Annotated in this window: 21 protein-coding genes; 12 read left to right on the top strand and 9 right to left on the bottom strand. The window is 50.7% G+C overall.

What is annotated here, in order from left to right:
* Positions 1-83: 83 nt before the first annotated feature.
* A complete protein-coding gene (locus tag ACO0LN_RS19020) occupies positions 84-296 on the bottom strand; it encodes a cold-shock protein (RefSeq protein WP_162043691.1) in 213 nt (70 codons plus the stop codon).
* A gap of 481 nt (positions 297-777) precedes the next feature.
* Between ACO0LN_RS19020 and ACO0LN_RS19025 the strand changes: the two genes are divergently transcribed.
* The 9 genes from ACO0LN_RS19025 (at position 778) to ACO0LN_RS19065 (ending at position 10,154) form a co-directional block, all read left to right on the top strand.
* Positions 778-1,845: an STM4015 family protein gene (locus ACO0LN_RS19025; protein WP_422976430.1), complete on the top strand. Its 1,068-nt coding sequence runs from the start codon at positions 778-780 to the stop codon at positions 1,843-1,845.
* Positions 1,846-1,850: 5 nt separating this feature from the next.
* Complete coding sequence (locus ACO0LN_RS19030; protein WP_422976432.1) at positions 1,851-2,960, top strand: STM4014 family protein; 1,110 nt, start codon at positions 1,851-1,853, stop codon at positions 2,958-2,960.
* On the top strand, positions 2,953-3,618 hold the full coding sequence (locus ACO0LN_RS19035; RefSeq protein ID WP_422976434.1) for an HAD family hydrolase: 666 nt from the start codon (positions 2,953-2,955) through the stop codon (positions 3,616-3,618). The genes ACO0LN_RS19030 and ACO0LN_RS19035 overlap by 8 nt, the downstream gene beginning before the upstream one ends.
* The gene (locus ACO0LN_RS19040) at positions 3,606-4,412 is read left to right on the top strand and encodes an STM4013/SEN3800 family hydrolase (protein WP_422976436.1); all 807 of its coding nucleotides are present in this window, start codon (positions 3,606-3,608) and stop codon (positions 4,410-4,412) included. Before ACO0LN_RS19035 ends, ACO0LN_RS19040 begins: the two co-directional genes overlap by 13 nt.
* Complete coding sequence (locus tag ACO0LN_RS19045; RefSeq protein ID WP_422976438.1) at positions 4,409-5,749, top strand: STM4012 family radical SAM protein; 1,341 nt, start codon at positions 4,409-4,411, stop codon at positions 5,747-5,749. Before ACO0LN_RS19040 ends, ACO0LN_RS19045 begins: the two co-directional genes overlap by 4 nt.
* Complete coding sequence (locus tag ACO0LN_RS19050; RefSeq protein WP_422976440.1) at positions 5,746-6,606, top strand: STM4011 family radical SAM protein; 861 nt, start codon at positions 5,746-5,748, stop codon at positions 6,604-6,606. Before ACO0LN_RS19045 ends, ACO0LN_RS19050 begins: the two co-directional genes overlap by 4 nt.
* 148 nt (positions 6,607-6,754) lie before the next feature.
* A complete protein-coding gene (locus ACO0LN_RS19055; protein ID WP_422976442.1) occupies positions 6,755-9,145 on the top strand; it encodes a TonB-dependent receptor plug domain-containing protein in 2,391 nt (796 codons plus the stop codon).
* 180 nt (positions 9,146-9,325) lie between these two features.
* On the top strand, positions 9,326-9,913 hold the full coding sequence (locus tag ACO0LN_RS19060; protein ID WP_422976444.1) for a DUF2975 domain-containing protein: 588 nt from the start codon (positions 9,326-9,328) through the stop codon (positions 9,911-9,913).
* A 7-nt stretch (positions 9,914-9,920) separates the two neighbouring features.
* The gene (locus ACO0LN_RS19065; protein WP_422976446.1) at positions 9,921-10,154 is read left to right on the top strand and encodes a helix-turn-helix domain-containing protein; all 234 of its coding nucleotides are present in this window, start codon (positions 9,921-9,923) and stop codon (positions 10,152-10,154) included.
* A 1-nt stretch (position 10,155) separates the two neighbouring features.
* Here the strand turns inward: ACO0LN_RS19065 and ACO0LN_RS19070 are convergent, their stop codons facing one another.
* Complete coding sequence (locus tag ACO0LN_RS19070) at positions 10,156-11,373, bottom strand: citrate synthase family protein (protein WP_422976448.1); 1,218 nt, start codon at positions 11,371-11,373, stop codon at positions 10,156-10,158.
* Positions 11,374-11,493: 120 nt separating this feature from the next.
* Between ACO0LN_RS19070 and ACO0LN_RS19075 the strand changes: the two genes are divergently transcribed.
* A complete protein-coding gene (locus tag ACO0LN_RS19075; RefSeq protein ID WP_422976450.1) occupies positions 11,494-12,888 on the top strand; it encodes a CoA transferase in 1,395 nt (464 codons plus the stop codon).
* A gap of 22 nt (positions 12,889-12,910) precedes the next feature.
* On the opposite strand, the gene ACO0LN_RS19080 is transcribed toward ACO0LN_RS19075, so the two are convergent.
* The 4 genes from ACO0LN_RS19080 to ACO0LN_RS19095 form a co-directional block, all read right to left on the bottom strand.
* Positions 12,911-13,633 carry an alpha/beta fold hydrolase gene (locus tag ACO0LN_RS19080; RefSeq protein ID WP_422976452.1) on the bottom strand — a complete coding sequence of 241 codons (723 nt, stop codon included), beginning with the start codon at positions 13,631-13,633 and terminating at the stop codon, positions 12,911-12,913.
* A 20-nt stretch (positions 13,634-13,653) separates the two neighbouring features.
* Entirely contained in the window at positions 13,654-13,956 is a 303-nt protein-coding gene (locus tag ACO0LN_RS19085; protein WP_422976454.1) for a hypothetical protein, read from the bottom strand.
* Between the two features lie 99 nt (positions 13,957-14,055).
* On the bottom strand, positions 14,056-15,255 hold the full coding sequence (locus ACO0LN_RS19090) for an MFS transporter (protein WP_422976456.1): 1,200 nt from the start codon (positions 15,253-15,255) through the stop codon (positions 14,056-14,058).
* Between the two features lie 20 nt (positions 15,256-15,275).
* Complete coding sequence (locus tag ACO0LN_RS19095) at positions 15,276-15,920, bottom strand: NAD(P)-dependent oxidoreductase (protein ID WP_422976458.1); 645 nt, start codon at positions 15,918-15,920, stop codon at positions 15,276-15,278.
* Between the two features lie 144 nt (positions 15,921-16,064).
* On the opposite strand from ACO0LN_RS19095, the gene ACO0LN_RS19100 reads away from it, so the two are divergent.
* A complete protein-coding gene (locus ACO0LN_RS19100; protein ID WP_422976460.1) occupies positions 16,065-16,946 on the top strand; it encodes a LysR family transcriptional regulator in 882 nt (293 codons plus the stop codon).
* Between the two features lie 16 nt (positions 16,947-16,962).
* On the opposite strand, the gene ACO0LN_RS19105 is transcribed toward ACO0LN_RS19100, so the two are convergent.
* Complete coding sequence (locus tag ACO0LN_RS19105) at positions 16,963-17,640, bottom strand: DUF1045 domain-containing protein (protein ID WP_422976462.1); 678 nt, start codon at positions 17,638-17,640, stop codon at positions 16,963-16,965.
* Between the two features lie 18 nt (positions 17,641-17,658).
* Positions 17,659-18,543, bottom strand: coding sequence for an amino acid ABC transporter substrate-binding protein (locus tag ACO0LN_RS19110; protein ID WP_422976464.1), 885 nt, complete (start codon positions 18,541-18,543; stop codon positions 17,659-17,661).
* Between the two features lie 280 nt (positions 18,544-18,823).
* Here ACO0LN_RS19110 and ACO0LN_RS19115 point away from each other — a divergent pair, with 280 nt between their 5' ends.
* Complete coding sequence (locus ACO0LN_RS19115) at positions 18,824-19,996, top strand: alpha-D-ribose 1-methylphosphonate 5-triphosphate diphosphatase (RefSeq protein WP_422976466.1); 1,173 nt, start codon at positions 18,824-18,826, stop codon at positions 19,994-19,996.
* Positions 19,997-19,998: 2 nt separating this feature from the next.
* Here ACO0LN_RS19115 and ACO0LN_RS19120 read toward each other — a convergent pair whose 3' ends face one another.
* On the bottom strand, positions 19,999-20,832 hold the full coding sequence (locus tag ACO0LN_RS19120) for an SIR2 family NAD-dependent protein deacylase (RefSeq protein WP_422976468.1): 834 nt from the start codon (positions 20,830-20,832) through the stop codon (positions 19,999-20,001).
* Positions 20,833-20,883 lie beyond the last annotated feature (51 nt).

Raw genomic sequence — 20,883 nt, forward strand, 5'->3', positions numbered from 1 at the left:
CGGTATTACTAAACTAGTCAAAAGCGCTGCGACCGGGCAAATTCAATTCGCCCGACAAGGTCAATAAAGACCTTGGTCTGATATTAGGACAGAACTTGGATGTTGCTGGCTTTGTCGCCTTTAGGACCGGCTGTGCGCTCGAAAGACACACGCTGGTTTTCGCTCAGGCTTTTGAAGCCGCTGGACTGTATGTCCTGGAAGTGGGCGAACAAATCCGCACCACCTGCATCAGGAGCGATAAAGCCGAAGCCCTTGGCATCGTTGAACCATTTAACTATACCTGTTTGAGTACTCATGTTTTTTTCCTTTTGATAAAACCATAGGCAAAATCGCCCGATATGGACTTGTAAGCAAGTGATAAAACCAGTGGAAAAAAGACAGAACAGCCAGAGAGATAAAGCTATGCGGAATTGGGACCAACAAATTAAGGACTTGATGCAAGTACAGGACGAAATATACACGTTTACTTTGGAAGTGCCTAATTTTTTTTAAAATATTTTTAATGGGTAGTGAACAGCGGCAACTAATTACTTTGTCACTACAGCTTGAATAAAGCAGTCTCGGCAGGCGCTTGTGTCTCAGAAATTGACTCATCTTCACAGGAAAACAAATGCTCAAAACATGCAATGTAACAATTGATTTTCTTGCTTGACAAGGCGCAATGTGAACCCGATTATCTGGTGTGAAAGACAAGATATTTTGCAGTTACCAACGCGAAAAATGAGTTGCTGATCATTCTTTCGTGAAACCAACCGCACATTTTAAAGGCGTCAGGCAATGAAACATTATTTTGAATACCAGGATTCCAAGTCTTACAAGTTTTGGCAGATAGAAATTGAAGCGAATACCTTGAATGTGAAGTACGGCAAGATAGGCACCGCAGGCCAGGAAAAAATCAGCAGCTTTGATACACCAGAAAAAGCACAAAAAGAAATGGAAAAGCTGATCAGTGAAAAAAGCAAGAAAGGCTATGTAGAAAAAACCGGTGCCAGCGCAAAGAAAATAGCGCGACGTATAGGCGTCAGTTACGATGAGGCAGAAGAAGGCAAGACCTTGCTGGAAAAAGTCACCGCTTTTCTGGACAGTAGCCAGGCAACAGAAGTTGAGTCACTGGTGATCGCCGCCTGGGAAGAAGCTTATGAAGAAGGGCCGCAAGCATCCCTGGACCTGTTGATCGCCCATCCAGGCAAACTACCGCAATTGAAAGAATTGTTTGTCGGCGACATGGATTCTGAAGAGTGCGAAATATCCTGGATCACCCAGGCTGATTACACCCAACTGTTTGCAGCCTTCCCCGCGCTGGAACGCTTGCATATCAAGGGTTCCAAAGATCTGGTTTTGTCTTCCCAGCCCCTAAAGCATGAACATCTCAAAGCACTAACCATAGAGTGCGGTGGCTTGCCCAAAGAAGTCATAGCAAAAATTGCGGCTGCCCATTTACCTAATCTCGAATACCTGCAACTGTATATCGGCGTTGATGAATACGGCTTTGATGGCAAGATTGACGACCTGCGTCCCTTCATGCAAAAAGACCTGTTCCCCAAACTGAAACACCTGGGCCTGGTGGATAGTGAAATCGCCAATGAGATAGCGATTGAAATTGCCCAGGCATCCGTGCTGGAGCAACTGGAGACCCTGGACCTGTCCATGGGCACACTCAGCGACGACGGTGGTCGCGCCTTGCTGGACAGCAGCAAGATAGCCGGGCTTAAAAAGCTGGACTTGCACTACCATTATTTGTCGAATGACATGATCAAGGAATTCAAAAAATTGTCTATTCTGGTGGATGTCACTGACCAGCAAGACACTGAAGATGAATGGCGTTATCCAGCGGTCACAGAATAAGACAGATGCAACAGAAATCCCGTTTTGTACTGATAGGCAATCCTGAAAACCGGCGCGTGCATTTTTTTCAGGAAGCATTGCAACAAGCAGGGCAGGATACTGCCCTGGTCATCCCCTACCTGAGCATCTTGAATGGTGAGCGCAAACTGCCTGATGTACTCAGGGATGGCGACACGGTAAGGATAGAATCGCCCGGTGAAAATTTTTCCGTAGAAAAGAAAGTACTCGCCCTCGGTGGTCTGGAAAATGCTAGCGGACTGGAAGATGAACGTGGCAGGATTTATCATCCGCGACTATGGTTCCGGGGATTTTCTCAATTGATGGAAACAATAGCACAGCAGATAGTGGGGCTGAGCTGGTTCAATCACCCTGACGACATCGTCAGCATGTTTAACAAGCCCTTATGCAAGCAAATATTGGCTGACCATACGCTACCCGGCCTGCCGGTTTTTTCCAGCTACGATGAATTCTTTGCTTATGCAGAAAAGCAGGCATACAGCCGGTTTTTTATCAAACTGAATTCCAGTTCTTCGGCGTCTGGCATCGTCGCTTATGAATACAATAAAAGAAACGGCAAAGAGCAGGCTTACTCTACGGTAGAGATCGTGCACGGCCTGGATGGCGACCGTTATTACAATTCACTGAAAATCAAAAAATATACTGCGCGAGACAAGATACAGAACATTCTCGATTTCTTGTTCGCCCAGGGTGCCATGTTAGAAAGCTGGATACCCAAGGCCCGGCATGAAGACAGCTCTTATGATTTGCGGGTAGTAGGTATCGCCGGTCAGCGGCGGCATGCCATTGCCAGACTCAGTCGTGGCCCCATGACCAATCTACATCTGGGCAACCAGCGCTGTGCTGTTGATGAGCTGGAGTTGTCGTCATCGACCTGGCAAGAGATCGATACCCTGGTAGCAAAAACCATGCAGGCATTTCCTCGCTCCATGTATGCCGGACTGGATATCCTGTTACCCAGAAATGATAAATCCCCCGTGCTGCTGGAAGCCAATGCCTTTGGCGATTTACTGCCTAACTTGTTGCACAATGGTGAGAATACCTATCTGGCAGAAATCAATGCTGTCCTGGAAAGGCAGAGGCTGGCTCATGCTTAGTGCAAACAAAGCCAGCCTGCTTTTTGATATCGACAATACCTTGGTGAACAGGGACGCGGCCTTCGATGCTTACATACAGAATTTCATCAGCAGGAATCAGGTTGCATTTTCTGGCGAAGATATGTCGTTGCTACAAACAGAAATGATTGCACTGGACTGCCATGGCAGAAAAGACCGTAAACTCTTTTGTCAGGAATTATTGCAGCGTTTCCCTGGTCTTACTTACACCGCAGAAAGTTTGTGGGAAGATCACATGTCGCTGCCAGATTTTGTGAAGCCAGATAGTGTGCTTAGTGAGATGCTGGAGCGCTTATCTGCTGATTATCAACTCATGATTATTTCCAACGGTTCTGCAAGTATGCAACGTCGCAAATTACAGCGTGCAGGTCTGACAGATTATTTTGAGCATATCTTTATTTCTGCTGAGGTGGGTTATGCCAAACCTGATACTCGCTTGTTTTCACATGCCTTAAACCATTGTCACCATGCCAGTGTAGTCATGATAGGTGACGACTACATCAATGATATGCAGCCTGCCATGGCCATGCAATTGAAAACAGTTTTTATCAATCCTGAAAACGAAACCGTCGCTATCAGGCCAGATCATGAGTTATCCAATATCCATGATCTTGAGGAGGTTCTGGCATGCATGATATGAACCAGATCGTAGGCAAGAGCAATGTCCTCTTCATTACTCTGGACACCCTTCGCTATGACGTTGCCGAACAAGAGCTTGCAGCAGGTCGCACGCCTTTTCTTGCGAGTGTATTGCCTGCAGGCTGGGAAGAGCGTCATGCGCCCGGCTCTTTTACTTATGCATCGCACTGCGCTTTCTTCGCCGGTTTTCTCCCCACGCCTGCCAGGCCGGGTCTTCATGAGCGTTTATTTTCATTGAAGTTCGCGGGCAGTGAAACCACCGGTACATCCAGCTATTGTTTCGATACGCCAGACATAGTCAGCGGCTTTGCTGACATCGGTTACCGCACTATCTGCATAGGCGGAGTCGGCTTTTTCAAAAAACAAAATCCCTTGTCCTGTGTCCTGCCCAATCTGTTCCAGGAAAGTTACTGGCAGCCAGAGTTTGGTGTGACCAATCCTGAATCAAGCAGGCATCAAGTTGAATTTTCCATAGAGTTGCTGGAACAAAAACCTGATCAAAAATTTTTTTTATTTATGAATTTATCTGCACTACACCAACCCAATTGTCATTACCTGCCCGGTTCAGTTGGCGACAGCCTGGCCAGTCATGCTGCGGCATTGCGTTATATAGACAGCCAGTTGCCCCCCTTGTTCCAGGCGCTCAATCATATGGGTGATACCTTCGTGATTATCAGTTCTGATCACGGCACTACCTATGGTGAAGATGGTTATACAGGCCATAGACTGGGGCATGAAAAGGTCTGGACTATCCCCTATGCAGATTTTCATTTGATGCGAGGGAGCCTGGCATGACAGAGATAGCTCATGCATTTCGTCGTTATCTGGAAGAAACCAATCGTTTTCAAAGTTATCTGTATTCATACCCGCACAAGACAGCGTACAGGACGTTTGAAGAAAAACTGGATTTGAAAGAATTGTGGGCAACAGAGAAAAAACATGCGCTGTATCTCTACACGCACATTCCTTTTTGCCGCATGAAATGCTCATTCTGTAATTTGTTTACGGTGTCGCATCCCAAGGAAGATCTGGTTAATCTATACCTTAAAAAGATACAGCTGGAAGCTGAAGTCGTAAGGGATAGCCTCGGTGATTTCAACTTTGCCGGTTATGCCATCGGTGGTGGTACACCCAGTCATCTGGATTCCAAGCAACTGGAACAGCTATTCTCGGTGTACACCAATACGCTGGGTGTGGATCTGAAAAACACACCAGGTTCCTTCGAGATTTCACCTGATACCATCAATGATGAAAAGCTGACTTTTCTGTCGCAGCATGGTGTGCAAAGAATCAGCATAGGCATACAAAGTTTCATCGAAGCTGAAGCGCGTTCGGTAGGGCGGGTGCAGCCAGAGACTGTGATGGAACCGCTGCTCGAAAAAATAAGCAGCTACCAGTTCCCGGTATTTAATCTGGATTTGATTTATGGCATACCAGGGCAAACGCCAGAAACCTGGCTGGCATCGCTGCAAAAAGCAGTACAGTTTCAACCAACTGAAATTTTCCTGTACCCCTTGTATGTGCGCCCCCTGACTTCGCTATTCAAGAAGCATATCAGTATACAAAACCAAGACATACGCAGCACGCTATACCGCATAGGGCGTGACTTTTTGCAGGCCAACGGTTATGTGCAGGATTCGATGCGCCTGTTCCGCAAGCCAGTAGCTGGCCTGCGTGAGAGTTCAGAATATTCATGCCAGGAAGATGGCATGATAGGCCTGGGTACGAATGCGAGGTCTTACACGACAGATGTGCATTACTCGACAGAATATGCCGTATCCAAACCCAATGTTGCAGCGATCATCGATGACTATGTCGCCAAAGAACGTGCCGACTTCTTGACGGCAAATTATGGTATACGTCTTTCAGAAGATGACAGGAAACGGCGTTATCTGATCAAGTCTCTATTGAAAGCGCAAGGGCTGGATGCTGCGCATTACCAAGGTATTTATGGTACGGATGTGTATGCGGATTTTCCTGAACTACAGACCCTGCTGGAAATGAAGCTGGCGCAAGAGAGTGCAGGGCGCATGCAGTTGCATGGTGAGGGCATGGCTTATTCTGATCTTATCGGTCACTGGTTTATTTCGCCAGCCGTCAAACAAAAGATGCAGGAGTACGTCAGCAAATGAGCCTGAAAATTATTTATCGCGGCCACCTGACAGATTGCAATTACAGTTGCGAATACTGTCCCTTTGCCAAAGAAAAAAACAGCCGTGAACTGCAGGCGCTGGATAAAAAAGACCTGGACAGATTTGTCGATTGGGTAGAGCAAAACAGCAGTGCAGACCAGCCCATGGAAGTGTTTATTACACCCTACGGTGAAGCCCTGGTGCGTAAATGGTATCAGGAAGCAGTGATACGTTTGTCGCATCTGCCGCATGTCAGCAAGGTGGCGGCGCAAACCAATCTGGCCTGGAATACGCAATGGCTGTCACGTTGCAATAAACAGACCACGGCTTTATGGACTACCTATCACCCCGATTTTGTGACCGAAGAAAAATTCATCGGGAAATGTAATGAACTGGCTGCCTTGCAGATACGCCATAGCGTCGGTGTAGTGGGACTAAAACAACACTTCCCACAAATTACTTCTCTGCGCCAGCGCCTGCCGCAGGATGTGTATATGTGGATCAATGCCTACAAGCGTGAAGTGGATTACTACTCGGAAGAAGAAATCGCTTTCCTGGAAGACATCGATTACCTGTTCAGATTCAACCTGCCCTGGTATGAAAGCATGGGCAAAGACTGCAAGGCTGGCAGTGAGGTGGTGTCCATACAAGGTAATGGTGACCTGTTCCGCTGCCATTTCATCAAGACCCGCAAAGGCAATATCTTTACAGACCCGCTGGCAAGCATGCTCAAGCGAGAAGCTTGTAGCAAAGCGACTTGCCACTGCCACATAGGTTACATTCATCTGGATGCCATGCAATCGTATGAAGTATATGGCAGTGGTTTGCTAGAAAGGATACCTGTGCGTTTTGCCTGAAGGCATTTAGGAGAAAGAAAGGAAATAAGTGGTTTTTCTCTTATATGATTTTTTCATGCTTTAAGCTGAAAACAATCGTTTGTCGTCTATGCACAAGGAAGTAATATCGGTTCAACCTAAAGTTCATTAGCATAGAAAGAGATACCGCATGAGTACAGCATCATATTCCACACCATCTTCACTTTTACCAAAAAGGCGTAATGCTTTACTGGTAACAGCCTTGCTGGCTGCCTTTTCTGCACAGGCACAAGAAATTATCCCGCCACAATCAGACACCGTGATTGTGACTGGCACGCGCAGCATCAAACGTACCGTGTCTGACTCTGAAGCACCAGTTGATATATTAACTTCCAAAGATTTGCAATCCACAGGTTCGGGTGAGCTGGCAGCGGTATTGAGCCGTTTGCTGCCTTCCCTGAACTTCCCGCGTCCTGCAGTGGCAGACGGTACATCCGCTAGCCGCCCGGCGCAATTGCGCGGCTTGTCGCCTGACCAGACTCTGGTGCTGGTGAATGGCAAGCGCTGGCATACCTCGGCTGTGGTGAATGTAAATGGCACGGCAGGGCGCGGTTCTTCACCGGCTGATTTGAATACTATCCCTATCAGTTCGATTGAAAAGATAGAAGTCTTGCGTGATGGTGCAGCGGCGCAATATGGTTCAGACGCGATTGCTGGTGTCATCAACATCATCCTCAAAAAAGGGGCGAATGGTGGCGAAGTGCAGTTTGGCGGCGGTCAGTACAGCAAACGAGATGGCACACAAGCCAGTTTGAGTGCCAACTTTGGCACGGCATTGGGCGACAAGGGCTGGGCGCGTTTTACCGCAGAACAGCGCAACCAGAATGAAACCAACCGCGCCGGTGCTGATTTCCGTAATCCGCTAGAACCTCTATATGGCAGGGTCAACCAGGTACAGGGTGACCCCAAACTGCAACAAACCAATCTGGGTGCCAATGCCTCGCTGGCACTGGCGACAGACTTGGAATTGTATGGCTTTGCCAACTATAGCCGTCGCAGTACCGATGCTGCAGCGACCTGGCGCACGGCCTACACCACAGGCACGACTTTGCGCACCACGCTGTATCCAAATGGCTTCTTGCCGAATGAGGCTGGTACGAATACTGATGTGTCTGTCGTCGGCGGTATCAAGGGCCGTACCGATGGCTGGCGCTGGGATGCCAGTGTCAATTATGGTTCCAGCGAATTCAGCCTTGACGTCAACAATACCGTCAACCTGAGTCTGGGTGCCACCAGCCCGACGAAATTTTATGCCGGTAAGTTGAAAAATACCCAGACCCTGGCCAACTTTGATGCAGCGAAAGAATTTGAATTTGCCGGTCTGGCGAATCCGCTGACGCTGGCCGTTGGTGCAGAATGCCGCCGCGACCAATATGAAATTGGTGCGGGTGAAGCGAATTCTTATTTCGGTAGTGGTGCCCAGGGTTTCTCTGGTTTCCAGCCTTCGAATGCAGGCAGTTTCAGCCGTCACAGCGCATCCATCTATGCCAATATCGAAGCTGAACTGAGCAAGCAACTGAGTGCTTCTCTGGCCTTGCGTCATGAAAACTACAGTGATTTTGGCAGTGTTACTTCTGGCAAATTGTCTGGACGTTTTGAGTTCACCAAAGAGTTTGCCTTGCGTGCTGCGGCATCAAATGGTTTCCGCGCACCTTCGCTGGCGCAACAGAATTACACCATTTCGACGACTAATCTGCTCACCATCAACGGTACATCGCAATTGGTGGATACCGGTACATTTGGCGTTTCCACGGCTGCCGCCAGGGCCCTGGGTGCAGTACCGCTGCAAGCAGAAAAATCACGTAACTACAGTCTGGGTGCAGTCCTGCAGCCAAGCAAGAATGCCACCCTGAGCATAGATGCTTACCAGATCGATATTGATAATCGCATCCTGTATTCAGGTAATCTGGTCTTGCCTGCCTCTTTGCAAAGTGTACTGGCGCAGCAAGGTGTACTGGTTGGTGCGGCACGTTATTTCACCAATGCGCTTGATACCAAGACCCGTGGCGTTGATGTCGTTGGTTCTTACCAGATCCCCTTGTCTGGCACAGACAAGCTGGGCTTTACCGTGGCCTACAATCACAATGACACAACAGTCAAAAATGTCGCCGCCAACCCTGCAATTTTGACGCAAAACAATCTCTTGCTGATAGACAGGCAAACCATCAACCGCGCAACCGAGGCAACACCAAAAGACAAATTCAGCATCTCTGCTGACTATGCCTTTGCCAACTGGAATATCCATGGACTGGCAACTCGCTATGGCAGCTTTGTCTCACCGCAAAACAATGTAACTCTGGACCAGACTTACAGCGCCAATACCGTGCTGGACCTGGCTGCCAGCGTCAAACTGGGTAAATGGACTATCAGTGCCGGTGTCGATAACCTGACTGACAAATATCCTGACCAGGTGACATCGGCAGGTAATTTGAATTCTGGCGGAACGCTGCCTTACAGCACATTCTCGCCTTATGGCTTCAATGGTCGTTACTACTATGCGAAGGCTGCTTACGCCTGGTAATGATGTGATTTGAACTGGGTTTTTGTTAAGGGCTGCCTCATGCAGCCCTTTTTCTTTTTCTCTCTGATCCTTGTGATTTATTATATTTCGGCATTTATTTATTGATAAACGATAAATAAATATTGCATTTCGAAATTTATGACGTAAAATTCACATCATCAATTCAATCGGGAGTTCAAAATGCAAGTGCAGAAACATGCCAGGATTAGCAATATTCGCAAGTTGAGCAGGTATTTTCTGTTTCTGACCATACTTACCATGATCATCGTCGCGATAGGGGCGATAGCCTTGCCTGTCATCGTCATGATGGCACCTGCCGGTGATTTGACGGTGATGGCTTACCTTGCCAAAGCAGTCACCATCGAAGATGGTTTTTTCTCCTTGCTGCGGGAGGGTTTGAGTACTGAGTTAAAAGTGATAGCCGTGCTTGCTTCGCTGTTTTTCTTTGGCATGATAGAACTGGTAATGGTCCACATCAAGCAATTGTTGACCTGTTTTCATGAAGGAGAAATCTTCAACAAGAAGGCTGTATTTCATGCAAAAAGAGCGTTCAACATTAACCTGATACTGGTTGGTATCATGTTTGTGGTGGAGTTGATGGCAATTGCATTGAGCTACGTTTATCCTGGGCACGAAGCCACTGGCAGCTTTGCTCATTTTTTTGGTAAATCATTTGACCAGCTCATCTGGCTGGGTGCCTGCCTGCTCTTGCTGTGGTCGCTGGAAATAGGCGTCGATCTCAATGAAGAAGCTGAACTGACCATCTGAGGACGCGATGCCTATTACTGTTAATCTGGATGTCGTCCTCGCACAGCGCAAGATGCGTTTGAATACCCTGGCTGAGCTCGTCGATATTACGCCACAAAACCTGTCCGTCTTAAAAACCGGTAAAGCCAAGGCGATACGCTTTGATACCCTGGAAAAAATCTGTGAAGTGCTGGCATGCCAGCCTGGCGATATCCTGGCGTATACGCCAGATGAGCCCAATCTGCCTGCTACAGAAACCTGATCTATACGGCACCAGTGTCAGGAAACTTGCCCACATACCTGGCACGCGGGCGTATCAGTTGGCCGGTTTCTACCTGCTCCATCGCGTGCGCTATCCAGCCTGCCGTGCGGCCCAGTGCAAACAGGATTTGCGCGGCACCCGGTGGTAACTGGCAGGCAATTTCAACTGCGACCAGGCCAAAGTCTATATTCAGTTTTTGCCCTGTCAGGTCTTCTGCCATGTCTGCAACGCCAAACAAGCCTGCATGCTTGTTCCTGTCCAGCATGTTCATCAGCAGGGCACCGCGTGGATCGCCATCAGGGTAAAGCGGATGAGAAAAACCCGGTAGCCTGGGTGAGAAATGCTCATGCGCATCATGCTTACGCAGGCGTTTTGACAAGAAGCTGCTTATGTCATTTGGTGGTGTAGCCATCGCTGCACGCAACATGCGGCTGACGCGCAGGCTTTCACCCCCGTGTTTGGGGCCAGAGAGCGCCGCCAGCCCTGCCACTAATGCCATGCCCATGTTTGCACCCGCAGAGGCAACGCAACGCACGGTAAACGTCGATACATTCAATTCATGATCAGCACTGACGATCAGGGCTGCGCGTACCAGTTCTGTTTGTTCCTCATTCAACTGCCACGCTGCTGCCAGTTTTTGATGAAATGCCTGAAAGTCAGGTGCGATACCCAATAGTGCTGCTGCGGTCAGGTGCATCCATAACATGGCCTTTTGGTGAGTATGTATGTCTGGTATGTCCTCTACTGTTTTAGTCAGCAGGGGCAAGATGCAGATGGCTCTTTCGTAGGGTGGAAGGTGCGACGTCATGTCCAGCAGTTTGGGCCATAGCGTAGTCAGATCATTCAAACAAGTTTGAGGGAGATCGGGGCGGATGTTGCTGTCCCACAAAATCAGTGCGACTTGTTCCAGCGTATGTGTGCCTGCGAGTTCAGTGACGGCATGCCCCCTGTAATACAGCCTGCCATTTGTTACCTGTGTGATCCGGGATTCCAGTACTGGTACTCCCCAGTCTATCGCTGATTCTGCAGCACCACCTGCCCGCTTGCTATCAGAGGTGCGGGCCAGGAGACGCAATACTTCTTCCTTCAGATAACGTTTCGCTCTTTGTCCCTGGGATTGGTGCGATTGCAGCAAGCCGCGGCTGACATAGGAATACAAGGTCGGCAGGCTGATGCCGAGTAACTCGGCGGCTTGTCTGGCAGTAAGAGTGTTATCCACGATTAATTTATATTGATAGGCAGAATCAAGATTGACCATGTCCACACACAGATCCTAGACTGCCTGCATGGACGGTTTATCGCATTGTGCGCTAATTTGATTTTATTGGGGGAGAGCATCATGTCGGCAGCAGCATTATTGGCATCCTTGTGGGAAATGGGCGGTGGTGAGCCTGAGGCTTTGCAGCAGGTAACATTCAGCGGCGATGGCGCGCAACTGCCATCAACTTTTCCGGTCGGTGATGTGTCCGCTGCCAGTATAGCCGTACAAGCCCTGATGGCTGCGCAACTATGGCAGGCACGCGGTGGCGCTACACAGAAAATCGAGATTGACAGACGCCATGCTCTGGCCATGTTCAAGAGCGACCGCTATCTCAGCATCAATGGCAAACCTGCTGATGACCCATGGAGCAAGATTGCTGGTTATTACCAGGCCGGAGATGGCCACTGGATACAATTGCATACCAACTTCCCACATCATCGGGACGGTGTACTGGCGATCCTGGAATGTGCCGAAGACCGCGCCGCAGTCGCCAAAGCCATTGCAGGCTGGAAAGCGGCTGAGCTGGAACAGGTACTTGCTGATGCAGACATGTGTGCCGCCATGATACGTACAGAGCAGGAATGGCAGGCACATCCACAGGCGCAGGCTATCGCTGAATTGCCATTATTTGAAGTCAGGAAGATAGCTGATGGCCCCGTTGTACCTATAAGTCAGCAAGGCGGGCAGCGCCCTCTGAGTGGTGTGCGTGTGCTGGACTTGTCGAGAGTGATTGCAGCACCCGTAGGTGCGCGTACACTGGCACAACATGGTGCTGATGTATTGGCGATCAGCGCAGCACATCTGCCCAATATCATGCCGCTGGTGCTGGATACTGGCCGCGGTAAGCGTTCATCACAACTGGATTTGCGAAACGCTGAAGCACGGCAAAAACTACATGAACTGATACGTGGCGCTGATGTATTCATGCAGGCTTACCGTCCCGGCGCTATCGCTGGTCTCGGTTACTCTGCGGAAGAATTATGTGCATTGCATCCGGGCTTGATACACGTCAGCCTGTCGGCGTATGGCCATGTCGGCCACTGGGCAAACCGGCGTGGCTTTGACAGCCTCGTGCAGTCGGCCAGTGGCATTGCCGATGCAGAAGGGCGGGCGGCAGGCAATGCAGCGCCAGGCAAGCTGCCCTTTCAGGCACTCGATCACGCAACTGGTCATTTGCTGGCGTATGCGACCATGCTGGCTCTGAAAAAACGAGCTGTTGAAGGTGGTAGCTGGCAAGTCAGGGTATCTCTGGCACAGACAGGGCGCTGGCTGCAAGCCATGCCCAGACGTGGCTTGCATGAAAATGCTGCAGAATTGCGAGAAGATGAAATCGCCAGTTTTTTGCAGACATCAAGCTCAGGTTTTGGAGAAGTGCAGGCGATTGCGCCGGTAGAAAAAATGAGCCTGACACCCGCGCATTTTGCATTACCTTCACCTACGCTTGGACAACATGAACCAGTCTGGCTGCCATAATTGAGACTCAAATTGCATGCTGCTACAACCATTCATGCAATGTGGTGATGAGTTCTGGTGCTTTTTCCAATGGCGACATATGACCGCAATCTTCGATGATATGCAGTGTGGAATGAGGCAATCCGTTTGCTAGTTTTTCTGATTCCGCAAGGCTGCGCATCTGGTCATTCCTGCTGGCGACAACGAGCGCAGGACAGGCAATTTCAGTGAGCTCATAATGACCATCTGCACGAGCTATGGACAGTTGCTGCAAAAAGACCTGCTTGCTAAGCGCCAGTGACATGGCCTGCAAATGTGTCAGCATGACAGCATCATCCTGACGCTGAGGATGCAGGGCGCGGCGCAGGGCTGTCATGGTCTGGCCCTTGTAGGGATAGTGTTCCAGCAGTTTGATTTGCTGACGGTTTTTATTGTCTTCGTCTGCTGTGCTGGCGCGGGCTGATGTGTTCAGCAAAACCAGGCCATTTATTGCTTTGCCTTGCTTAAGCGCCAACCAGGCCAGATGGCGCGCTACATAACCACCCAGAGAAAAACCGATGATAATGGCCTTGTCTGGCAATACCGGGAGCAGGCGTGTCGCCATATCCTCTATGCTGCTTCCCTCATTCAAATCGGCGAAATGCACTTGTCCCAGTTGCTCCAGTCCGGGCAACATGAACTTCCATAAACTGGCATCACACATGAAGCCGGGGATGAGCAGGAACTGTCGTGCTGGTCTGGTATCAGCGAGTGTGGATTCTGGCATGCGGTTTAATGATGGATGATTTATTTCTTTTTGATGTTTTGCAAAAGACTGCTGACTTGCTGACTCAGTGGGATGTCATGCTGGCGCAACAACTGCACATGCAAAACCAGGTTTTCCAGCACCAGCTTTGCCGCAACTGCCAGCAAGGTGACCTGCCTGTCTTCATTGCTGAAATTTTCCATCGCATCGGCCATGTCGCACAGGTGCTGGGCAGTGATGGCGCGCAGCTCATCTTCTTCGAAGGGCAGGTCAGCAAAATCTATCGGGTCTTCATGCTCTACTTCTTTCATCAGTTCTTGCAGTTGTTCTGGTGTGATGGACATGTGCACCTCTGAAAATAGTGAACCTGACTTTATGCCATTTCCCTGTTCTCATTCTAGCCTGCTTTTGAGATGGCTGAATACTGCACTTATTTTGTCATCTCATTTTTTGATCGACAATCCAAAGACAGCCAGCCCACCCAGTGCCAGCAATGCTCCCAGCCATCCGGTTGAAGTCCAGCCATATCCCATCGTGATGACCACGCCACCCAGCCAGGCACCGAGTGCGTTGGCGACATTGAAAGCAGAGTGATTCAGGGCAGCGGCCAGGGTTTGCGCATCACCTGCCACGTCCATCAATCGTATCTGCAAGGCTGGGCCGATAGCGACCAGGGTACCGAGTAGAAATACCCAGATGATTGCTGATATTGTGTATGCCATCGCGAAAGAGACGCCACCTAAAACCACAGCATTCCACAGCAACAGGCCAGCAATGGCACGCAACAGATTTTTGTCTGCCAGACGCGCACCCAGCATGCTGCCCACCACCATGCCTACTCCAAACAGTGACAGTATCAAAGGTATGACGCTGGCCGACATGTGGGTAACTTCCGTAAGTATCGGTTTGATGTAGCTGAATACGGCAAACATGCCACCAAATCCGACTGCACCTATGCCGAGAGTCAACCAGACCTGCTTGTTGGCCAGTGCAGCAAGTTCACTTCTGGGATTCGCTTTTTTTGCTGCTGGCACATCTGGTACGGCGAAATACACTGCGACACTACTGATTACCGCCAGCGTGGCGACAAAAATATAAGCAGCCTGCCAGCCCCATGCCTGCCCCAGCCAGGTTGCGGCAGGTACGCCAAGCAGGGTAGAACTGGTCAGGCCCAGGATGACCAGTCCCACCGCCGTGGCGCGTTTGTGTGGTGCTACCATATTGGCAGCAACTAGCGTAGCGACACCAAAGTAGGCACCGTGCGGCAGGCCAGCGATAAAGCGCACGATATTCAGTGAGAGGAAATCGGTAGTCACTGTCCCTGCAAAATTACCGGCAGCGAATAGCAATATGAGCGCGATCAGTAAAGTCCTGCGTGGCCAACTGGCTGTCAGTACGGCAAACATGGGGGCGCCGATGACCACACCAAAGGCATAGGCACTGACGACATGGCCAGCCTCTGGTATGGAGACTGCCAGGTCTTTAGCCACTTCAGGCAGCAAGCCCATCATGGCGAATTCACCTGTGCCTATCGCAAATGCACCCAAACCCAGTGCAGTGACGGCATATAAAAATTTGCGCTGAGTATTTTCATCAGCTTTGGCACTCACTGATGCTGGTGTAGTCGAAATTGCATTGGGCATGATAGGTAATCAGAAGAAAATTAATTGGCGACGGTGAAGCGCTTCTGAATGTGTTTCGGCGTTTCCAGTTCATCCACGATAGCGACAGCCAGGTCTTGCACGGAAATACCCGCAGGTGCATCAGCAACACCGGGCAGCAGATTGTCTGCGCCTATCCGGTATTGGCCGCTACGCTCGCCAGGGGCCAGGCCTATCGGTGGCGACAGGAAGCTCCATTCCAGTGAATCTTCTTTCTTGATGAGGTTCAGGGCTTCTCGAGCGGCCAGTGCGCCTTGTTTATATTCCGCCGGGAATCCAGGTGTATCCACCAGTTGCACGCCAGGTGCGACGAAGAGGCTGCCTGCACCACCAACCACCAGCAAACGCTTCACGCCTGCCTGTTTGATGCCGGTAAAGATGGCTTTTGTACCTTGCAAGAACAGGTCATGGATTTGCGCTTCGCCCCAGCCAGGGTTATAGGCGCTGACCACGGCATCTTGCCCCGCTACTGCCTGTGCTACCTGTGCTGCATCGAGTACATCTGCCTTTACCACAGTAAGACCGGCTTGCGCGGCTACTTTGGATGGGTTACGTGCCAGCAGGGTGACTGCATGGCCGCGGCTCAACAATTCGGCCAAAACGGGTGTGCCTACAAAACCAGTGCCGCCAATTAATGCGATTTTCATTTGAAACTCCTTTGTGTGTATGCTTAGTTTGTGATGCATAGTTTGAATACTTAATGATTTCTTGAATAGATAGTAAAAATCAATAACACTGTGAAGCTGTGCTAATAAATCGATGGCTTAATGATGGCCTGTCTGGGAGTAAAGATGGAACAGTACAAACGCATGGCCTTGTTTGCCGAAGTGGTTACCGCGGGTTCGCTGACGAGTGCAGCCCGCAAGCTGGGTATGACGCCGTCTGCAGTCAGCCAGCATTTGCGGGCGCTGGAAACTGAACTTGGTTTGTCGTTATTACATCGTTCAACCCGCAAACTGACGCTGACAGAAGCAGGTGCACGCTACTTTGAAGGCTGCGCCGCCATGGTGGCTGCTGCCCGTTCTGCCGAACAGGCCCTGGCCCGTCACAGGGATGAGCCGCAGGGGGAATTGCGTATCGCCGCACCAATAGGTTTTGGCGGCATGCTGGCGCAAGCGCTGGCACCGCTGCAAAAATACCCCAGGCTGAGTTTGTGTCTGCTGGTCGATGATGCGGTAGTCGATCTGATTGATGAGCGTATAGACATTGCGCTGCGGGTAGGCAATCTCCCGGATTCCAATCTGGTGGCACGCAAGCTGGGCAACATGTCTGCCCAGTTATGCGCAGCGCCTGCTTATTTGAATGAACATGGCTGGCCGCAGCATCCTCAGGACCTGGAGCAACATGTCTGGCTCGGTGGCGCATCTATCCGCCATTTGCAGTTGTCAGGCCCAGACAGGGCCAACATTGAAATGAAGCTGCCAGTCAGGATCAGGGCTACCCAGGTCACTGCCTTGCATGCGCTATGTGTAGCTGGCTGGGGGATCAGCATTGCAGTCAGTGAAGATGACCACCAGGCTTTGGCGAATGGCAGCCTGGTAGCGGTTTTGCCGGACTGGAAATTGCCTGACCTGGTGATGCATGCGATTACGCCACGTCGTGATGAGCAGCCTGCCAAGGTGCGCCATGCGCTGGCTTTATTGGCTGAGCATGTCGCCAGATACGCAATGTGAGGGGGATAGACGCGATTCAGCCAAATGGAAAGCGCGCCAGCAGCTCAAAATCTGCGCCAGCTTCAGGCTCTATAAACAGGGCAATGCCATCAATGACCAAGGATTCTGACAGACTGAAATGCTGGATGGCGGCAGCATGCAGACGGTCTGCAACTGCCCCTGCATCCAGCCGGTCAGTCAGCGTCATATGGAAGCGGAATTCTTCTGCCGTATACGGATAGCCCCATTCCAGCAGCAATTCATTTTGTCGGGCGGTCAATGGCATCTTCTGACGGCGCGCCAGTTCAACCTCACTCATGGGCGCACGAAAATGATCGAAGTGGCGCACGCAGGCAAAGGCAAAATCGTTCAGGGCAGTCTGGTCGCCAGTAGCTCGCAAGGCCAGGAATTTACCCATCCATTGCACCTGTGGCGCGTGTATCTGGATGAGGCTTTGCTGCGCGCAAACTTCTTGCAGGGCGCGGCGCAAGTCCGCCTCGCTCATATCATCAGCAAGCTGGAAAGGTGCTTTCAGCGTGGCATGAAAACCATAGCGACGGGCGTCGCTGCTCAGTTGTCTCTGCAAGCCGGCATCCAGGCCGGCAATAGTGGGCTGGGCCAGTAACTGGCCGCTGGCGGCATCGCGCCCCAGCCAGTTACTGCCTTGCTGCCACCATCTGCCTTCCGGGGCAAAATACAGGGCATATCTTGTCATGCCTGTTTTTACCGTAAATCAGTCAGCAACCTGATCCGTAGGGAAGCGCAAAGAATCCCTGAGCAAGAAGCCCATGGACATATTCATGTTGATGTTCTTCGGTGGTATCGGTTTGGTAAACCATTTTTCATAGATGCGGTAGATTTCATTGTCATGGATGAGGCGCAGCATTTCGCTATCAACGATCTTCTTGAAAGCAGGATCATCTTTGCGCATCATGATGGAGTAGGGTTCTATCGACAAAGGATCGCCAACGATAGCGAAAGATGCCGGCGCCTTGGATTCAGCGCGCAGGCTGTACAGCAAGACATCATCCATAGGGAAGGCGTCTGCCTTGCCTTCTTCGACCATCTTGAAAGAATCCTGGTCGCTATTGCCTTCTACCAGTTTGATGTTCAGCGAGCTGGTGTCATTCCTGTCATTGAGCAGTTTGACGGTGGTGGTGCTCTTGGTAGTGACTACAGTGCGGTTACGCAGTTGCGGCCAGTTTTTGATGCCGCTATCGGCTTTGACCAGTGCGCGTACGCTGGAAAAGAAATGCGGAATCGTGAATGCGACTTTTTTGCGTCGCTCTGCATTATTGGTGGTGCTGCCGCACTCCAGGTCTATCTTGTCTTCCAGCAGGGCGCTGAAGCGGGTGGTTGAATCTACAGAGTAAAACTGTATCTTCATCGCTGGCATCTTGAGTTCTTTTTTGATGGCTTCTGCCACCTTCAGACACAGATCTACCGAATAACCGAGAGGTTGCTTGTTTTCATCCGTATAAGAAAATGGTGCGGTTTCACGAATACCTATCACCAGGGTCTGGGTTTTGCGTATTTTGCCTATCGTATCGCCTGCTTGTGCCAGCAGGGGCAGGGCCAGGCACATCATGGCGGTCATGCCACCAATTGCTTTTCGCATCATATTTTCCACCCGTTATTATGTGATCAACATCGAGAGTTTACGCATCTTGCAAGTCGACTGTAACAGTCATGGTACAAGACAAAGTATGAAATTGAGGCGCATCAGCTAAACAAGATTTAGTAAAAAAGGTAAAATTATATTGCTTAAATGTGATGATTCGGCTAACAAGATGTTTTCTTGATATGGATTGCTGAGCCACCCGTGATGATGTCTGACCTTGCTGGCTCATGGGCAAAATCATGCTAAGGTGACGGCATACTGACAGCACATTATCACCATGAATTCTTCAACTGATTCCAGTTCCATTTCTACCGCAATGTTAACAATACGCAACGCGCGCATCGTCACCTCTGATCGCATGTTTAGTGGTTCCATGCTCGTCAGCCATGGCAAGATCAGCGAACTGGCTGATGGTGTAGCTGGTCTTGCAGGTGAAGACTGGCAGGGTGATTATCTGTTGCCCGGCCTGGTTGAAGTACATACCGATAATATGGAAAAGCACCTGATGCCACGCCCCAAGGTGCACTGGCCTGTGATGCCCGCGATACTCGCGCATGATGCACAAATTGCAGCCTCTGGCATTACTACCGTGCTCGACGCGATAGCGGTAGGTGATATCGATCCCGACAGTGTGCGCATGCAAACCCTGAAACCCTGTGTAGAAGGCTTGCGGCTTGCGGAGCAGGCGGGTTTATTGCGTGCCGAACATTTCCTGCATATGCGCCTCGAACTGGCAGAGCCGGATCTGTTACACCTTTTCTCTCCCTTCCTGCAGGATGACAGGCTTAAACTGGTATCGCTGATGGACCATACGCCCGGCCAGCGTCAATGGACAGATCTCACGCATTACCGTACTTATGTCACTGGCAAGCGCGGCTGGAGTGAACAGAAAGTCGATAAGATGTTGGGCATATTGCTGGAACGCCAGCAACGGCATGTGGCTGAAAACCGCCAGCTCGTCATCCAACGATGCCAGCAACATGCACACCCCATCCCGCTGGCTTCTCATGATGATACGACTGCAGAACACGTGCATGAAGGCGTGGCTGACGGCGTCAGTATTTCAGAATTCCCGACCAGCCTGCTGGCTGCGCAAATGGCGCGGCAGCAAGGTTTGGCCATCGTCATGGGCGCACCCAACCGCGTGCGCGGTGGATCGCATTCAGGCAATGTCTCGGCTAGCGAACTGGCCAGGTATGATTTGCTCGACATTCTGTCTTCTGACTATGTACCGGCCAGTCTGCTGCAGGCAGCATTCATGTTGCAGGAAGATGGCTATGCTTTACCCAAGGCAATTGCCACCGTCAGCCGTGCCCCTGCACGGGCACTGGGCTTGCATGACAGGGGCGAGATCGCAGTGGGGTTGAAGGCAGATTTTATCCGCGTGCGCATGCTGGATAACTTGCCTGTTGTCATCGCAGCATGGCGTGACGGCAGGCAGATCGTCTGAGTTTATTGCTCCAGCACCGCCTGTATCGCATTGAGTGCTTCCAGCGCACCCATGGCGAGGCCTGCATCCTGGGCATACTGCACTTGTGGCTCGCGCAGGTTGATGCGCAGCAGGCGACAGCCAAAATGGGCTTGCATGCGCTGGCTGAAATTGCGTACGCTGGGCACAGCCGTGCCTGCCCCGATTTCTATGACCAGAGGACGTTTGACCTTGCTCAGCCAGTTTGATTGCCGCTCTGCCTGTTGCTGCTGCCTTTGTGAATTCCAGTCAGCATCATCAAACATCAGGATATTTGGCCTCGCCATGCCGCCACAATGTGGGCAGACCGGTGCAGTATTTATGAGCTGGCAATTGACTTCATCGACTTCTGGCATAAACTGATCCACTTGCCAGATGCTGTCACGGCAAGGTAGCAGGCATTGCAGATAATGGATGGAGCCATGGCATTCATGGATCAGCGCGGCTTCCATGCCCGCTTGCTGGAAATGCCCATCTACATTGCTGGTATATACGCTTAGTCCATGGGGTTTGCTGGCTCCCCATTGCCTGAGCAGGTCAAAACCCGCATGGGGACGGGTCTCACGGTAGAGCGCCAGCCTGTGTCCATAAAATCCCCAGGCTTGCAGGGGGCGGCGGCGAAAAGCTGCCGGGTTGGCAATTTCATAGAAGGGGATGGCTTCCTGACCCAGCGCCGGATAGGCCTTCCAGAAGCCTTCGCTGCCACGAAAATCAGGCAGACCGGAATCGACACCCATGCCTGCACCAGCCGCAATCACCAGGCTGTCTGCCTGGGTGATGAGCTCTGCTGCCTGATGTATCAGATTGGCTGGATGCATGATGAAGCGCTTTAGTAAGTTTCAGATACTAAGTTTCAGATCCTAAGTTTC

The sequence above is a fragment of the Undibacterium sp. TC9W genome, assembly GCF_049339865.1.
Taxonomy (GTDB): Bacteria; Pseudomonadota; Gammaproteobacteria; order Burkholderiales; family Burkholderiaceae_D; genus Undibacterium.

Excerpts from the sequence above, each read along its gene's own strand:
- ACO0LN_RS19055 (WP_422976442.1), top strand. The coding sequence starts at position 6,755 with ATGAGTACAGCATCATATTCCACACCATCTTCACTTTTACCAAAAAGG.
- ACO0LN_RS19080 (WP_422976452.1), bottom strand. The coding sequence starts at position 13,633 with ATGCCAGAATCCACACTCGCTGATACCAGACCAGCACGACAGTTCCTG.
- ACO0LN_RS19025 (WP_422976430.1), top strand. The coding sequence starts at position 778 with ATGAAACATTATTTTGAATACCAGGATTCCAAGTCTTACAAGTTTTGG.
- ACO0LN_RS19095 (WP_422976458.1), bottom strand. The coding sequence starts at position 15,920 with ATGAAAATCGCATTAATTGGCGGCACTGGTTTTGTAGGCACACCCGTT.
- ACO0LN_RS19115 (WP_422976466.1), top strand. The coding sequence starts at position 18,824 with ATGAATTCTTCAACTGATTCCAGTTCCATTTCTACCGCAATGTTAACA.
- ACO0LN_RS19040 (WP_422976436.1), top strand. The coding sequence starts at position 3,606 with ATGCATGATATGAACCAGATCGTAGGCAAGAGCAATGTCCTCTTCATT.
- ACO0LN_RS19045 (WP_422976438.1), top strand. The coding sequence starts at position 4,409 with ATGACAGAGATAGCTCATGCATTTCGTCGTTATCTGGAAGAAACCAAT.
- ACO0LN_RS19075 (WP_422976450.1), top strand. The coding sequence starts at position 11,494 with ATGTCGGCAGCAGCATTATTGGCATCCTTGTGGGAAATGGGCGGTGGT.
- ACO0LN_RS19110 (WP_422976464.1), bottom strand. The coding sequence starts at position 18,543 with ATGCGAAAAGCAATTGGTGGCATGACCGCCATGATGTGCCTGGCCCTG.
- ACO0LN_RS19085 (WP_422976454.1), bottom strand. The coding sequence starts at position 13,956 with ATGTCCATCACACCAGAACAACTGCAAGAACTGATGAAAGAAGTAGAG.
- ACO0LN_RS19100 (WP_422976460.1), top strand. The coding sequence starts at position 16,065 with ATGGAACAGTACAAACGCATGGCCTTGTTTGCCGAAGTGGTTACCGCG.
- ACO0LN_RS19090 (WP_422976456.1), bottom strand. The coding sequence starts at position 15,255 with ATGCCCAATGCAATTTCGACTACACCAGCATCAGTGAGTGCCAAAGCT.
- ACO0LN_RS19030 (WP_422976432.1), top strand. The coding sequence starts at position 1,851 with ATGCAACAGAAATCCCGTTTTGTACTGATAGGCAATCCTGAAAACCGG.
- ACO0LN_RS19050 (WP_422976440.1), top strand. The coding sequence starts at position 5,746 with ATGAGCCTGAAAATTATTTATCGCGGCCACCTGACAGATTGCAATTAC.
- ACO0LN_RS19105 (WP_422976462.1), bottom strand. The coding sequence starts at position 17,640 with ATGACAAGATATGCCCTGTATTTTGCCCCGGAAGGCAGATGGTGGCAG.
- ACO0LN_RS19060 (WP_422976444.1), top strand. The coding sequence starts at position 9,326 with ATGCAAGTGCAGAAACATGCCAGGATTAGCAATATTCGCAAGTTGAGC.
- ACO0LN_RS19020 (WP_162043691.1), bottom strand. The coding sequence starts at position 296 with ATGAGTACTCAAACAGGTATAGTTAAATGGTTCAACGATGCCAAGGGC.
- ACO0LN_RS19065 (WP_422976446.1), top strand. The coding sequence starts at position 9,921 with ATGCCTATTACTGTTAATCTGGATGTCGTCCTCGCACAGCGCAAGATG.
- ACO0LN_RS19035 (WP_422976434.1), top strand. The coding sequence starts at position 2,953 with ATGCTTAGTGCAAACAAAGCCAGCCTGCTTTTTGATATCGACAATACC.
- ACO0LN_RS19120 (WP_422976468.1), bottom strand. The coding sequence starts at position 20,832 with ATGCATCCAGCCAATCTGATACATCAGGCAGCAGAGCTCATCACCCAG.